General features: G+C 61.3%; 15 protein-coding genes. All 15 read left to right on the forward strand.

Annotated features, from left to right (window positions below):
• Nucleotides 1-42: 42 nt before the first annotated feature.
• Entirely contained in the window at nucleotides 43-993 is a 951-nt protein-coding gene (fabD, locus tag L880_RS0111075) for an ACP S-malonyltransferase (protein WP_027475733.1), read from the forward strand.
• Entirely contained in the window at nucleotides 990-1,733 is a 744-nt protein-coding gene (fabG, locus tag L880_RS0111080) for a 3-oxoacyl-ACP reductase FabG (RefSeq protein ID WP_027475734.1), read from the forward strand. The genes fabD and fabG overlap by 4 nt, the downstream gene beginning before the upstream one ends.
• A 104-nt stretch (nucleotides 1,734-1,837) precedes the next feature.
• Nucleotides 1,838-2,077 carry an acyl carrier protein gene (gene acpP / locus L880_RS0111085; RefSeq protein WP_019575021.1) on the forward strand — a complete coding sequence of 80 codons (240 nt, stop codon included), beginning with the start codon at nucleotides 1,838-1,840 and terminating at the stop codon, nucleotides 2,075-2,077.
• 115 nt (nucleotides 2,078-2,192) lie between these two features.
• Nucleotides 2,193-3,440 (forward strand): beta-ketoacyl-ACP synthase II, encoded by a 1,248-nt coding sequence (fabF, locus tag L880_RS0111090; protein ID WP_027475735.1) that lies wholly within the window; start codon nucleotides 2,193-2,195, stop codon nucleotides 3,438-3,440.
• Nucleotides 3,441-3,997: 557 nt separating this feature from the next.
• On the forward strand, nucleotides 3,998-4,633 hold the full coding sequence (gene rpoE, locus L880_RS0111100; RefSeq protein ID WP_027475736.1) for an RNA polymerase sigma factor RpoE: 636 nt from the start codon (nucleotides 3,998-4,000) through the stop codon (nucleotides 4,631-4,633).
• A gap of 27 nt (nucleotides 4,634-4,660) precedes the next feature.
• Nucleotides 4,661-5,284, forward strand: coding sequence for a sigma-E factor negative regulatory protein (locus L880_RS0111105; RefSeq protein WP_169737751.1), 624 nt, complete (start codon nucleotides 4,661-4,663; stop codon nucleotides 5,282-5,284).
• 140 nt (nucleotides 5,285-5,424) lie between these two features.
• Nucleotides 5,425-6,375 carry a MucB/RseB C-terminal domain-containing protein gene (locus L880_RS0111110; protein ID WP_281174761.1) on the forward strand — a complete coding sequence of 317 codons (951 nt, stop codon included), beginning with the start codon at nucleotides 5,425-5,427 and terminating at the stop codon, nucleotides 6,373-6,375.
• A 92-nt stretch (nucleotides 6,376-6,467) separates the two neighbouring features.
• Entirely contained in the window at nucleotides 6,468-7,952 is a 1,485-nt protein-coding gene (locus L880_RS0111115; RefSeq protein WP_027475739.1) for a DegQ family serine endoprotease, read from the forward strand.
• A gap of 503 nt (nucleotides 7,953-8,455) precedes the next feature.
• On the forward strand, nucleotides 8,456-10,264 hold the full coding sequence (lepA, locus tag L880_RS0111120; RefSeq protein WP_027475740.1) for a translation elongation factor 4: 1,809 nt from the start codon (nucleotides 8,456-8,458) through the stop codon (nucleotides 10,262-10,264).
• Between the two features lie 2 nt (nucleotides 10,265-10,266).
• Nucleotides 10,267-11,247 carry a signal peptidase I gene (gene lepB, locus L880_RS0111125; RefSeq protein WP_027475741.1) on the forward strand — a complete coding sequence of 327 codons (981 nt, stop codon included), beginning with the start codon at nucleotides 10,267-10,269 and terminating at the stop codon, nucleotides 11,245-11,247.
• 94 nt (nucleotides 11,248-11,341) lie between these two features.
• The gene (locus L880_RS0111130) at nucleotides 11,342-11,662 is read left to right on the forward strand and encodes a DUF4845 domain-containing protein (protein ID WP_245615098.1); all 321 of its coding nucleotides are present in this window, start codon (nucleotides 11,342-11,344) and stop codon (nucleotides 11,660-11,662) included.
• Complete coding sequence (gene rnc, locus L880_RS0111135; RefSeq protein ID WP_027475743.1) at nucleotides 11,663-12,346, forward strand: ribonuclease III; 684 nt, start codon at nucleotides 11,663-11,665, stop codon at nucleotides 12,344-12,346.
• Nucleotides 12,343-13,362, forward strand: coding sequence for a GTPase Era (gene era, locus L880_RS0111140; protein WP_027475744.1), 1,020 nt, complete (start codon nucleotides 12,343-12,345; stop codon nucleotides 13,360-13,362). The genes rnc and era overlap by 4 nt, the downstream gene beginning before the upstream one ends.
• 12 nt (nucleotides 13,363-13,374) lie before the next feature.
• Nucleotides 13,375-14,139 carry a DNA repair protein RecO gene (gene recO, locus L880_RS0111145; protein ID WP_027475745.1) on the forward strand — a complete coding sequence of 255 codons (765 nt, stop codon included), beginning with the start codon at nucleotides 13,375-13,377 and terminating at the stop codon, nucleotides 14,137-14,139.
• Nucleotides 14,136-14,909 carry a pyridoxine 5'-phosphate synthase gene (locus tag L880_RS0111150; protein WP_027475746.1) on the forward strand — a complete coding sequence of 258 codons (774 nt, stop codon included), beginning with the start codon at nucleotides 14,136-14,138 and terminating at the stop codon, nucleotides 14,907-14,909. The genes recO and L880_RS0111150 overlap by 4 nt, the downstream gene beginning before the upstream one ends.
• The last annotated feature ends 4 nt before the right edge of the window (nucleotides 14,910-14,913 follow it).

Raw genomic sequence — 14,913 nt, forward strand, 5'->3', positions numbered from 1 at the left:
GTTGCGGTGATGTGGTTCTAGTTTGTCCAGTCTCCAAAAAACATGACTCCATTTGCATTTGTATTTCCAGGTCAGGGCTCCCAGTCGGTGGGTATGCTTGATGCCTGGGGTGATCATCCTGAGGTGCGCAACACCTTGCGTGAGGCGTCGGACGCCTTGGGTGAGGATGTCGCGGCGCTGATCCAGTCCGGTCCCAAAGAGGCGCTGGCGCTCACCACCAACACCCAGCCGGTGATGCTGGTGGCAGCGGTGGCAGCCTACCGGGCCTGGGTCGCCGAAACTGGCCTGTTGCCTTCGGTGGTGGCGGGGCACTCCTTGGGTGAGTATTCCGCGCTTGTCGCTTCGGGCGTGTTGACGCTGACGCAGGCTGCGCCTCTGGTGCGTTTCCGTGCTGCTGCGATGCAGGAGGCGGTGCCGGTCGGGGTCGGAGCCATGGCGGCCATCCTGGGCATGCCTGCGGCGCAGGTCGTGGCCGGCTGTCAGGCGGTCACTGCTGAGTTTGGTGTGGGGTCGTCGGACGTGGTGGAGGCGGTCAATTTCAATGACCCGGTGCAGACCGTGATTGCCGGCACCAAGGCTGGCGTCGAAAAGGCCTGCGAATACCTCAAGTCTCAAGGTGCCAAGCGAGCCTTGCCCTTGCCTGTCTCCGCGCCATTCCATTCAAGCCTGATGAAGCCTGCGGCCGAGAAGCTGCGTGAAAAGTTGGCGACACTGAGTCTGGGGGTGCCTCAGATTGCGGTGGTCAACAATGTGGATGTTCAGGTGGAATCGGATCCTGAGCGCATTCGCGATGCTCTTTACCGCCAGGCCTTCCAACCCGTCCGTTGGGTTGAGTGTGTGCAGGCGATCAAGGCGCGTGGTGTGTCGCACGTCATTGAGTGTGGCCCAGGCAAGGTGTTGGCGGGCATGACCAAGCGCATCGATGCCGAGTTGGTCGGCGGTGTGGTGTTGGATCCTGCAACACTGGCAGAAACCAAAGGATTGTTGGCATGAGTGAAGTGAAGTTTGAAGGCCAGGTGGCGCTGGTCACTGGCGCATCGCGTGGCATTGGTGCGGCTATCGCACTTGAGCTGGCTCAGCGAGGCCTGAAGGTGATCGGTACCGCGACCACCGACGAGGGTGCTGACCGCATCTCGGCGACCCTGGCACCCGTGGGTGGCCTGGGGGCCAGGCTGGATGTCAACGATGGCGCGGCTGTTGAGGCGCTGATCGATCGCATCGTGAAAGAGCAGGGCGCCTTGCAGGTGCTGGTGAACAACGCGGGCATCACGCGCGACATGTTGGCCATGCGTCTCAAGGATGCCGACTGGGATGCGGTGCTCGATACCAATCTGAAATCGGTGTTTCGCATGAGCCGTGCCGTGATGCGCCAGATGATGAAGCAGCGCTATGGACGCATCATCAGCATCACCAGCGTCGTGGGGGCATCGGGCAATCCGGGGCAGGCCAACTATGCTGCTGCCAAGGCGGGTGTTGCGGGCATGACCCGCGCGTTGGCTCGTGAATTGGGCAGCCGAGGCATCACGGTGAACTGCGTGGCCCCAGGTTTCATCGATACCGACATGACAGCTTCGCTGCCTGAAGAGCAGCAAAAAGCCTTGCTGACCCAGATCCCTCTGGGTCATCTGGGGAAGCCCGCTGACATCGCTCATGCCGTCGCCTATCTGGCCTCTCCGCAGGCTTCGTATGTGACCGGTCAAGAGTTGCATGTCAATGGCGGCATGTACATGTAAATTAGAAGCAGATCAAAGCCGAATGGTCCGTGCGGCAAATGCTTCGGGAATGTTCTCCGGGGCGGCTAAAATCACGGATCTTTTCACAACCCTCAGAGGGAACCATGAGCGATATCGAAGCACGTGTCAAAAAAATCATCGCCGAACAACTCGGCGTGGAAGAGTCTCAAGTCACTAACGAAAAGGCCTTTGTCGCTGACCTCGGCGCAGACTCTCTGGACACGGTGGAACTGGTGATGGCTCTGGAAGACGAGTTCGGCATCGAGATCCCGGACGAAGACGCCGAGAAGATCACCACGGTGCAAAACGCGATCGACTACGCCAACACGCACCACAAGGCCTGAGTCCCCAGCGGACCGGTCCTACACTTTTGGAGTGCGGGCCGGCAGGGCCTTGCGGCTTTGCCTGGCTTGTCACAGACCGCCGGCGCTTCGCGTCCGGCCAAACTGAGATTTTCATATGTCCCGTCGTCGCGTTGTCGTCACTGGCCTGGGTTGTATCAGCCCCGTAGGCAATACGGTTGCCGAGTCCTGGAACAATTTGTTGGCCGGCCAGTCTGGTATCGACCTGATCAAGTCGTTTGACGCCAGCGCTTTTGCCTGCAAGTTTGCGGGTGAAGTGAAGGGGTTTGACATCACCCAGTACATCCCCGAGAAAGAGGCGCGTCACATGGACCGCTTCATTCACCTTGGGATGGCTGCGGCCATGCAGGCGGTGGTTGATTCGGGTTTGCCGACTGGCGACGCGCTGAGCGAGGAGCAGGCAGCCCGCATCGGCTGCAACATCGGTTCTGGCATCGGCGGCCTGCCGATGATCGAGCAGACCCATGGCGAATACACCAATCGTGGGCCGAGAAGAATTTCTCCTTTCTTCGTTCCGGCCTCGATCATCAACATGATCTCGGGTCATGTTTCCATTCAATATGGCTTCAAGGGCCCCAACGTGGCAGTGGTCACTGCTTGCACGACGGGTTTGCATGCCATCGGTTTGTCGGCTCGCATGATCGAGTACGGCGATTGCGATGTCATGGTGGCTGGTGGTGCTGAGTCGACCGTCTCGCCTTTGGGCATTGGCGGCTTTGCGGCGGCGCGTGCGCTGTCCACCCGCAATGACGATCCCAAGACTGCTTCCCGCCCGTGGGACAAGGACCGTGATGGTTTTGTCCTGGGCGAAGGCTCGGGTGTCATGGTGCTCGAAGAGTATGAGCACGCCAAGGCCCGTGGTGCCCGCATCTACGCTGAGGTGACCGGCTTTGGTATGTCGGGTGACGCCTATCACATGACGGCACCCAACGTGGACGGTCCACGCCGCTCCATGGAAATGGCGTTGCGCAACGCCGGTATCAACGCGGATCAGGTCCATTACCTGAACGCCCATGGCACCTCGACGCCTCTGGGCGACACCAACGAAACCAATGCCATCAAGGCGGCACTGGGCGATCACGCCTACAAGACCGTGGTGAATTCGACCAAGTCGATGACCGGGCACTTGCTGGGTGGCGCTGGGGGGATCGAAAGTGTGTTCACAGCTTTGGCCGTGTACCACCAGAAGAGCCCGCCGACCATCAATATCTTCAATCAGGATCCGGATTGCGATCTGGATTACTGCGCCAATGAGGCCCGTGATCTGAAGATTGATGTGGCCGTCAAGAACAACTTTGGTTTTGGTGGCACCAACGGCACGCTGGTCTTCAAACGACTGAGTTGATCGCACTGCATGGGGCTGCTGGCCCTTTGCTTCTGGTCAACTTGTTCAACATGTCGGTTGCTGATTGATGCACACCGCGCCCCCTGTTCGCTACCCTGTGAAGCCCTCTGGGCTTCGATGGGCGTGGGAAGGGGGCGTTTTTGTTGCTGCTCTCGTCGGTATTGCGCTCTGGGCGTACCAGACGGAGCCGTCGATGCTGCACGCAGGGATGGCCTTTTGCCTGTGTCTGCCTGCGCTGGTGTTCGTTTGGCGGTCAGCATGGGGTTTCGAGGCTGGCGAGTTGGTCTGGGATGGCTCCACCTGGGTCCTGCACCGCCGCATGCCCAATCGGTCTGTGTGGGCTGGCGACGGTACGCTCCAGGTGATGATGGACTTGCAGTGGGTGTTGCTGCTTCGCTGGCGCGCTACCGGTGTTTGGCGAGCGAAGTGGGTCTGGCTGGAGCGACGCAGCGAGCCATCTCGCTGGCACCTGCTGCGCTGTGCGGTATATTCGCGCGCTGCACGCGAGCCGTCGAAAGAGCCCACCGGGTCTTGAGCTTGTTGCTGTCTTCTATTCAATGACCCAGCCCCCCACAACCCTATCGCCAGCTCAGGACGACAGTGATTTGCTGTTGGTACAGCGCGCGGTCGCGGGCAATCAACGAGCGTTTGAGCTTCTGGTTCTGAAATATCAGCGGCGTGTGGCTCGGCTTGTGGCGCGCATGGTTCGAGATTCGGATTTGGTTGACGATGTGGTGCAGGAGACCTTTATTCGCGCTTACCGGGCGTTGCATCAATTTCGTGGGGAGGCGCAGTTCTACACCTGGCTGTACAGGATCGCCGTCAACACGGCCAAGAAGGCCTTGGTCGATCTGCGCCGCAATCCGGTGATGAACGAAAGTGCGTTGCGCGGACGTGATGACGACGATGAAACTTCCCCGGTTTCAAACGAACTAAGCAGCGATGAAACCCCGGAAACCGTCCTGGCAGCCAAGGAAATCGGCGAAGCCGTGAACTCGGCCATGGAGGCCTTGCCCGAGGATCTGCGGCAGGCCGTGACCTTGCGAGAAATCGAAGGGCTCAGCTATGACGAGATTGCTGAGGTGATGAATTGTCCGATCGGCACGGTGCGCTCCCGGATTTTTCGCGCCCGGGAGGCCATTTCGGCCAAGGTCAAGCCATTGCTGGCCAATCAGACGGGGAAACGTTGGTGATGAACCAAGGGATTGCAAATGGATCGAATGCTTGAAAACCGCGAGTTGATCTCCGATCTGGCCGATGGGCGCCTGGATGACGCCGATGCAGCCAAGCTTCTGGCTCAGATGAGCGCAGACGACGATGCGGCCCTCACCTGGGACATCTACCACCTCAGCCGGGACGTGCTGCGCGGAGAGTGGGGCACGACTGCAGAGGCTGCAGACGCTGCGCTCAGCCTGTCTCCTGATTTTATGGTTCGTTTGCGCACTCGTCTGGCCGAAGAGCGGATCGAGCCTTTGGTCTCATTGCCGCAGCCCATGCCTGTGGCGCCGCAAACCTTTCAGGCTGAAGCGGCCAATCAACCCCTCTTCCGTTGGCGCATGGTGGCCGGGCTGGCCTCAGTGGTCGCGGTCGCGGCCGTCGGCTGGGGTGTGTTGGGCCAACAAGGTTCGGGACAATTGAGCGAACAATTGGCTGCCAACTCGGCGCCGACGGCGGCTGTTCAGGCTGTGACGGTTTCGCTGCCGGGAGACGAGCGAGCCGTCATGCTGCGCGATCCCCGTCTGGATGAATTGCTGGCGGCCCACAAGCAGGCTGCCGGTGCCTCTGCATTGCAGACGCCCGCAGGTTTCTTGCGCAATGCAACGTTTGAGGGGGCTTCACGGTGAGCTTTGCCTCAGGCACGGATAACTTGCGACGGGTGATCGTGTGCGCATTCTTGCCTTTGGTTGCCGCGGTAGGCCCGTGCTCAGGCGCTTTGGCGGCACAGCCGCAACCACTCACCCAGGCAACGGTCGGACCGGCCCCCGTGGTCAAGCCGGCTCCTCCTGAGTTGGATTTGAACCAGTGGTTGCTGCGGATGCACAACGCATCCAGCCGCAAGGCCTATGTCGGCACGTTTGTGGTGATGTCAGCGGCGGGGGGCATGTACAGCTCGCGCATCTGGCATGTTTGTGATGGCGATGTACAGATGGAACGCATCGATGCGCTGACCGGGCCGCCTCGTTCAACGTTGCGCCGAAATGATCAGGTCATCACATTTTTGCCTGAACTGCGTGTGGCGCGTGCCGAAAAGCGCGAGTCGCTGGGCGTGTTCCCCAATCTGCGGCGGGGTGCGGACCCGGCGCTGGCCAATTTGTACCAGGCCAGTGCGCAAGGCGTGGATCGGGTGGCCGGCTTTGATGCGGATGTGGTGCTGATTCAACCCAAAGATGTACAACGCTTCGGCTACCGCATCTGGAGCGAGAAAAAGTCTGGTTTGGTGGTCAAGATCCAGACCCTGGATTCTGACGGGCGGGTGCTGGAGCAGGCCGCTTTTTCCGAGTTGGACCTTGACGCCAATGTGAAGATGGAAAAGTTGGCCCAGATGATGGCGGCCACCAGCGGGTATCGGGTGGAGCACCCAGATCTGACCAAGACCACGGCGCAACAGGAAGGTTGGGCCTTGAAGGGCCCCGTGGCTGGCTTCCAGACCGTCAGTTGCTACAGGCGCGGCATGCCTGCCGCCCCCACGATCGGACCCAAGGGGCCACCGGAGCCCACGCTGCAATGGACCTTTTCTGATGGCCTGGCCACGGTCTCTCTGTTCATCGAGCCCTATGACCGCCAGCCACGTGCCGCCGATGAAGTGCAACTCTCCATGGGGGCCACGCAAACCCTGGGCAAGCGGGTGCTCGGCGATTGGTGGGTGACCCTGGTGGGCGAAGTGCCTGCTCAGACCTTGAAGCTGTTTGTTCAGAACCTTGAGCGACTCAAGTAAAACCCCTGCCAGCCTTCGTCGGCCCGTTGCGAATCACGCCCCGGGCCTTTGGTGTTTCTGACTTGATGCATGAATTGATTCTTGAAAGGACCATGATGCCAATCGTCCCCTGGAAAAAAAGCCTGAACGCCTGGGTGCTGCTGGCGGCGGTGGGCAGTGCCTCCGCGTTGTCTCTGTTTCCGACGCACGCGGCGCAAGCCCAAAGTGCGCCAATGCAGCGGACATTGCCAGACTTCACAGACCTGGTCGATCAAGTGGGGCCTTCGGTGGTCAACATCCGAACCCTTGAAAAAGTCTCCAGCCGGGCTGGGGCCGGCACTGGCATGGATGAAGACATGCTGGAGTTCTTCCGCCGCTTTGGTCTGCCGGTGCCGCAGGTGCCCCGCCAGACGCCCAAGCAGCAGCGCCCCCAGCCCGAGGAGGAAGCGCAGCCACGGGGGGTGGGCTCCGGTTTCATCCTGACGCCCGATGGCTTCATCATGACCAATGCCCATGTGGTGGAAGATGCCGATGAGGTGCTGGTCACCTTGACGGACAAGCGCGAGTTCAAGGCCCGCATCGTCGGCTCTGACAAACGCACCGATGTGGCTGTGGTCAAGATCGAAGCCTCCGGATTGCCGGCTGTGAAGCTGGGTGATGTGGCCCGTCTGCGGGTGGGGGAGTGGGTGATGGCCATTGGCTCGCCCTTCGGCCTGGAGAACACGGTCACGGCCGGTATCGTGAGCGCCAAACAACGCGAAACGGGTGATTACCTTCCTTTCATCCAGACCGATGTTGCGATCAACCCAGGCAACTCGGGTGGGCCCTTGATCAACATGCGTGGGGAGGTCATTGGCATCAACAGCCAGATCTACTCCCGTTCGGGCGGCTTCATGGGCATTTCCTTTGCCATTCCGATCGATGAAGCCATCCGGGTGAGTGACCAGCTGCGTGTCAGCGGACGCGTTTCGCGGGGTCGCATCGGCGTGCAGATCGATCAGGTGACCAAGGAGGTCGCCGATTCGGTCGGCCTGTCCAAGGCTCAAGGTGCCCTGGTCCGAGGGGTTGAGTCTGGATCGCCTGCAGACAAGGCCGGCGTGGAGCCGGGTGACGTGATCTTGCGCTTTGATGGCAAGCCGATCGAGAAGAGTGCCGATCTGCCGCGTCTGGTGGGTAACACCAAGCCTGGCTCGCGCAGCACCCTGACGGTGTTCCGGCGCGGCGCCAATCGCGATCTGGCGATCACGGTGGCAGAAATCGAGCCCGACTCGGTGGCGGCGCGCAAGAGCGATCGCGATGACAAGCCGCGCAGTTCCTCGGCGGCACAGTCCTTGGGCTTGGTGGTCACTGAGCTGACGGCTGCCCAGAAGAAGGAACTCAAGCTCAAGGGTGGGGTGCGTGTCGATGCTGCGACCGAGGCGGCGGCCCGGGCCGGTTTGCGGGAAGGTGACGTGATCCTCTCCGTGGCCAATGTCGAAACGCTGTCTGTGAAGGATTTTGAGCAGGCATTGGCCAAGGCGGATCGCAGCAAGGTGATCAGTGTGCTGTTCCGCCGTGGCGACTGGACCCAACTCGCCACATTGCGTCCGGCCCGCTGATGGGGATGCCGGCCTTGTTTCAACCCTTCTGCCTGCTCGGGTTTGCGCACGCAGATGTCCCGTTTTGGACAAGGTCGGTGCTTTTTTCAAACAGGGGTGGGCTTGGGGATAAAAAGTGTGCAGGTGCTCACGTATTCAGGGCCTAATTCGCCGTTTAGGTAGAATTGCCCTGTTGACCGATGCGCTTCGGCATATCGAGAAGATCAAAAACCACGATACGGGAAGCCAGATCGTCGAAAGATGGTGATCCACAGATCACCCACAAGTTGTTCAGAATTTCTTCGTTCAATTTGTGCATAAGCTGTGGATAAATATCTTGTTGCAGTGTTGCAACGACGAGGTCTTGGTCTTGCTCGGGCTGTACGTCCCAGGCTTTTTGCCTACAATGAAGCTCCAACTATCGCAGTTGCCATAGATTGTTGGTTCAGGGCGCGTCGCCACAAGACGCGCCCTTTTTTCTTGTGCCTCCTCCAGACAATTCAATTACTTAAGCGTTCTCGTTGATGAATCACATCAGAAATTTTTCGATCATCGCCCACATCGACCACGGCAAATCAACGCTGGCCGACCGCTTGATCCAGCGCTGCGGAGGCCTTGAAGAGCGTGAGATGGAGGCACAGGTGCTTGATTCGATGGACATCGAAAAAGAGCGTGGGATAACCATCAAGGCGCAGACCGCTGCGCTGCAGTACAAGGCCAAGGATGGGCAGGTCTACAACCTGAACCTGATCGACACCCCCGGCCACGTCGACTTCTCCTATGAAGTGAGCCGCTCTTTGTCGGCCTGTGAGGGCGCGCTGTTGGTGGTGGATGCTTCGCAGGGTGTCGAGGCCCAGACCGTGGCCAATTGCTACACCGCACTCGACCTGGGGGTCGAGGTGCTGCCGGTGCTCAACAAGATGGATTTGCCGCAGGCCGATCCCGAGAACGCCAAGGCCGAGGTCGAGGACGTGATCGGCATCGACGCCACCGACGCGATTCCCTGTTCGGCCAAGACCGGCATGGGCATCGACGAGATTCTCGAAGCCATCGTCGCCAAGATTCCGGCCCCCAAAGGCAACCCGAATGCTCCCTTGCGGGCCATGATCATCGACAGCTGGTTCGACAGCTACGTGGGTGTGGTGATGCTGGTGCGCGTCGTGGATGGTCGCCTCGGGCGCGGTGAGCGCTTCAAGATGATGGCCACGGGCACGGTGTACAACGCCGACAACCTCGGTGTGTTCACACCGGCCAACCTGCCGCGTGAATCGCTGGAGGCGGGTGAGGTGGGCTACATCATTGCTGGCATCAAGGAGTTGCAGGCGGCCAAGGTGGGCGACACCATCACACTTGAAAAGAAGTTGCCCAACAACCTGGGGCCGGCTACCGAAGCGCTGCCCGGTTTCAAGGAAATCCAGCCCCAGGTGTTCGCCGGTCTGTACCCGACCGAGGCCAACCAATACGACTCCCTGCGTGACAGCCTGGAAAAACTCAAGCTCAACGATGCCTCGCTGCAGTTCGAGCCCGAGGTGTCTCAGGCTCTGGGTTTCGGTTTCCGCTGCGGCTTCCTCGGTCTGCTGCACATGGAGATCGTGCAGGAGCGCCTGGAGCGCGAGTTCGATCAAGACCTGATCACCACCGCACCCAGCGTGGTCTACGAGGTGGTCAAGGGCGATGGCGAAGTCATCATGGTGGAGAACCCGGCCAAGATGCCGGACCAGGGACGCATCCAGGAGATCCGCGAGCCCATCGTGACCGTGCACCTGTACATGCCGCAGGACTACGTGGGCGCCGTGATGACATTGGCCAACCAGAAGCGTGGCGTCCAGATGAACATGGCCTACCACGGCCGCCAGGTGATGCTCACCTACGAGCTGCCCCTGGGCGAGATCGTGCTGGACTTCTTCGACAAGCTCAAATCCGTCAGCCGTGGTTACGCCTCGATGGACTACGAGTTCAAGGAGTACCGCGCCTCTGACGTGGTGAAGGTCGACATCCTGCTCAACGGCGAAAAGGTCGACGCACTGTCCATCATCGTGCACCGCAGCCAGTCCCAGTACCGCGGCCGTGCGGTCGCGGCCAAGATGCGCGAAATCATCAGCCGGCAGATGTTCGATGTGGCCATCCAGGCCGCCATCGGCGCCAACATCATCGCGCGCGAATCCATCAAGGCCTTGCGCAAGAACGTGCTGGCCAAGTGCTATGGCGGCGACGTCAGCCGCAAGCGCAAACTCCTTGAGAAACAAAAGGCGGGTAAGAAACGCATGAAACAGATCGGTTCGGTCGAGGTGCCGCAAGAGGCATTCCTGGCCATTCTGCAGGTGGAGGATTGATGATGAACGCCATGTCAACGGTCACGGCCATCATCCTGGCTGGTTTTGCGGCCTACATCGGAGCCTGGTACCTCAACATCGGGGGCATCGAGGGCAATTTTGCGTTGCTGCTGTTCCTGGCCACCTTGGTCACTGGGGCGTATTGGCTGGCTGAGCGCTTTTACTTTCTGCCGCGCCGGCGTCAGGCCGCTGCGGCCGTCGACGCCGCACAGGCCCAACGCCGCGAAGAACTCACCCGCATGGGCATCAAGCAGGTCGATGGTGATGTGGAAGACACCAAAGCCCGCCTGCTGATGCAACCCTGGTGGTTGGATTGGACCGCAGGCCTGTTCCCCGTGATCGCCGCGGTCTTCGTGTTGCGTTCCTTCCTGTTCGAGCCGTTCAAGATTCCGTCGGGCTCCATGATCCCGACCCTGCTGGTGGGCGATCTGATCCTGGTGAACAAGTTCGCCTATGGCGTGCGTCTGCCGGTGATCAACAAGAAGATCACCGATGGCACACCGCCCCAGCGCGGCGATGTGATGGTGTTCCGTTACCCACCCAAGCCCAGCCTGGACTACATCAAGCGTGTGGTGGGGGTGCCGGGCGATGAGGTGGCCTACATCAACAAGCGCCTGACCATCAACGGCAAGCCGCTGGAGACCACGGCCATCCCTGATTTCTTCGATGAAGACGCCGTGCGCTACTTCAAGCAATTCGAGGAGAAGTTGGGTGATCAACCGCACCGCCTGCTCAACGACCCGGACCGTCCTGCTTTTGTGCCGGGCGTGGAAGACTTTCCGTTCAAGGCCAACTGCCACTACACCATTGAAGGGGTGACCTGCAAGGTGCCTGACGGCCATTACTTCATGATGGGCGACAATCGCGATAATTCGCTGGACTCACGCTATTGGGGCTTCGTGCCCGATGCCAACATCGTCGGCAAAGCAGTGTTTGTCTGGATGAACTTCGGTAACCTGAAGCGCATTGGGCCCTTCCATTGAAGCTGGCTCGCAAGTGCATGCCTCGGGTCAATCGCACAAGAGGGATCGAAATATGAACAGACACATTCCAGTGGGCCGCTCGTCTCAGCGCGGCATGTCCTTCATCTCACTGGTGCTCCTGGCGGCGCTGATCGTCTCGGTTTTTGTCGTGGGTGCCCAGGTGGTTCCCACGGGCATTGAATATGTCGCGGCCAAGCGCGCCATCGACCGGGCCAAGACCGGCAACACGGTGGCCGAGATCCAGCAGGCGTTTGACCGCTCTGCGGCCATCGACGACATCACATCGATCACGGGCAAAGACCTCGACATTCGAAAGGCCGGTGACAAAGTCATCGTCTCCTTCGCCTATGTCCGTGAAATTCATCTCATCGGGCCAGCTTATCTGGTCATGAAATACAGCGCGCAGACCAACTAGGTGGACCCTCGACTTCAAACCCTGCAGCAGAAGCTGCAACACACATTTGCGGACCCGAAGCTGTTTCAGCGGGCGGTGACCCACCGCAGTTTTTCCGCCGACCACAACGAGCGTCTTGAATTCCTGGGCGACTCGGTGCTCAACCTGGCGGTGTCCAGCCTGCTGTACCGGCGCCTGGGCACCTTGGCCGAGGGGGATCTGTCGCGCACGCGGGCCAATCTGGTCAAGCAAGACACCTTGCACCAACTGGCCTTGGATCTTGATCTGCCCGGCGTACTTCGTCTGGGCGAAGGGGAGGCCCGCTCCGGCGGGCAGAAACGCCCCTCCATCCTGGCCGATGCCGTGGAAGCCCTGATCGGCGCGGTGTTCCTGGATGCCGGCTATGGTCCGGCCGAGGCCCTGGTGCACCGGCTGTACCAGGCCGTGGAGATCAACCCACAGATGCAAGCCATGGGCAAGGATGCCAAGACGGGCTTGCAGGAGTGGTTGCAGGCCCGCAAAATGAAAGTGCCGTCCTACCGCGTGGTGCTCACCACGGGGGTGGCGCATCGCCAGACCTTTGATGTCGAGTGTGAAATTCCCGAACTGGGCCTGACCGAGCGAGGCATCGGCGGCTCCCGGCGTGCCGGCGAGCAGGCCGCCGCAGCAGCGATGCTGCTCACCCTGAAAGCGAAATACAAATGAACGACGCTACAAAGCCTGTAGCCGGCCCGAACGCCGACCTCGAAGCCATGCTGGCTGCCGCCAAGCCAGGCGCTGCCCCCGTGACCGCCGCTGACGTGGTGGCGGGTGCCGCCCCTGTCGAAGGCCAGCGCTGTGGCGTGATCGCCATCGTGGGCAAGCCCAACGTGGGCAAATCCACGCTGCTCAACGCCCTGATCGGCCAGAAGATCAGCATCACCTCGCGCAAGGCCCAAACCACACGCCACCGCATCACCGGCATCCGCACCCTGGGGCAGACCCAGTACGTGTTTGTCGACACCCCCGGCTTCCAGACCCGCCACAGCACGGCACTCAACAAGTCGCTCAACAAGACGGTGATGGGCGCCATCGGTGACGTGGACCTGGTGCTGTTCGTGGTCGAGGCCGGCAATTTCACCCTGGCCGACGCCAAGGTGCTGTCCCTGCTCAAGCCCGGCATCCCGGCGCTGCTGGTGGCCAACAAGCTTGACACCGTGAACCGCCGCGCCGAGTTGGCACCCTGGCTCAAGAGCATGCAGGAACGCCATCCCTTCAACGAATTCGTGCCCATGTCGGCCAAGAACAAGGGCGACATCGAGCGCCTGTTCGGCATTTGCGAGAAATACCTGCCTGAGCAGGCCTGGTTCTATGGCGCCGATGAACTGACCGACCGCAGCGAGAAGTTCCTGGCCTCCGAAACGGTGCGTGAAAAACTTTTCCGCTTCACCGGCGATGAGCTGCCCTACACCTCGACCGTGGTCATCGACAAGTTCGACGAGGAAAAGAGCAAGACCCACAACCGCATGCTGCGCATCTCGGCCACCATCGTGGTCGAGCGCGACGGCCACAAGGCCATGGTGATCGGCGACAAGGGCGAGCGCCTCAAGCGCATCGGCACCGAAGCCCGGCAGGAGCTTGAAAAGCTCATGGACGCCAAGGTGTTCCTGGAGCTGTGGGTCAAGGTCCGCTCGGGCTGGGCCGACGATGAAGCCCGTGTGCGCAGCTTCGGCTACGAGTAAGCGACTCCCGCCGTGGCGCCCCCGAAGCGCATTGCAGACGAACCCGCCTTCGTTCTGCACCGCTACGACTGGAGTGAGTCCAGCCTGATCCTCGAGGTCATGACCCGGCACCACGGCCGCCAGGCCCTGGTGGCCAAGGGCGCCAAGAAGCCCACCTCCAACTTCCGCCCGGTGCTGCTGCCCTTGCAGCCGCTGCGCCTGGGCTACAGCCTGTCGCCCGATGCGCAGGCCGAGATCCACACCCTCAAAGCGGCCGATTGGGTGGGCGGCCACATCATGCCCACGGGCGATGCCCTGTTGTCAGGCTATTACCTCAATGAACTGCTGATGCGCCTGCTGGCACGCGACGATCCGCATCCGGGTCTGTTCGACGCCTATGCCGCCGTGGTGAGGGTGCTGGCCAGCGAACACGGCGATGCATTGCAGCCCGTGCTGCGGGCCTTTGAGCTGGTGCTGCTGCGCGAGCTGGGCCTGCTGCCGGCACTCGATCAGCAAACAGCGACCCTGACACCTTTGAGCCCCAAGAGGCTCTATGTGCTGGTGCCCGAAGGCGGCCTGCGTGAAGCGCAGGCCCAGGAGCGCGGCGGCCTGCCTGGGGCCTGGTGGCTGGCCTTGCAGCGCGCCCTCGATGAGCCCGCCCCGCTGGCCGCCACCTTGCGCGCCAGTGCCGATGGAACGGCCGAGCTCAAACACCAGCTTCGGGCCTTGCTCCACTACCATTGCGGATCGCGCACCCTGCGCACCCGGCAACTCATGATCGACCTGCAAAACCTATGAACGCTGTGACCTCTTCCCTGCACCCGCTCACCGCCCTGTCGGTCAACCTCAACAAGGTGGCCCTGGTGCGCAACACCCGGCACCTGGGCATCCCCAGTGTCACCCGGGCGGCCGAGCTCTGCCTGCAGGCCGGTGCTGCCGGCATCACTGTGCACCCGCGCCCCGATGAGCGCCATATCCGGGCCGGTGATGTGGGCGATCTGGCAGCGCTGCTCAAGCAGTGGCCGAAGGCCGAGTTCAACATCGAGGGCAACCCCTTCCACAACCTGATGGACCACGTGCGCGAGTTCCGCCCGCACCAGGCCACCTTGGTGCCCGACAGCGAAGGTCAGTTCACCAGCGACCATGGCTGGAGCTTCCCGCAGGATGCCGGCCGGCTCAAGCCCTTGATCGATGAGGCCCATGCCCTGGGGGTGCGGGTCAGCCTGTTCATGGACCCGATTCCGGAGGCCATGGCGGCCGCCCGTGCCATCGGGGCCGACCGGGTCGAGCTTTACACCGAGACCTGGGCCCGTGCCTTTGGCACCCCGGATGAGGCCCGTGTGCTGGCGCAGTTTGCCGACACGGCGCGGGCAGCGCTGGCGGTCGGCCTGGGGCTCAATGCGGGGCATGATCTGTCGCGCGACAACCTCAGCACGTTCCTGCGGGGGGTGCCGGGTGTGCAGGAAGTCTCCATCGGCCACGCATTGATCGCCGACGCCCTGGAGCTGGGCTATGAGGCCACGGTGCGCGACTACCTGCGCTGCATCTTGGCCGCTCAATCCGCCTGAGCCC

Origin of the sequence: Curvibacter gracilis ATCC BAA-807, from assembly GCF_000518645.1 — a bacterium.
In the GTDB taxonomy this organism is placed as follows: domain Bacteria; phylum Pseudomonadota; class Gammaproteobacteria; order Burkholderiales; family Burkholderiaceae_C; genus Curvibacter; species Curvibacter gracilis.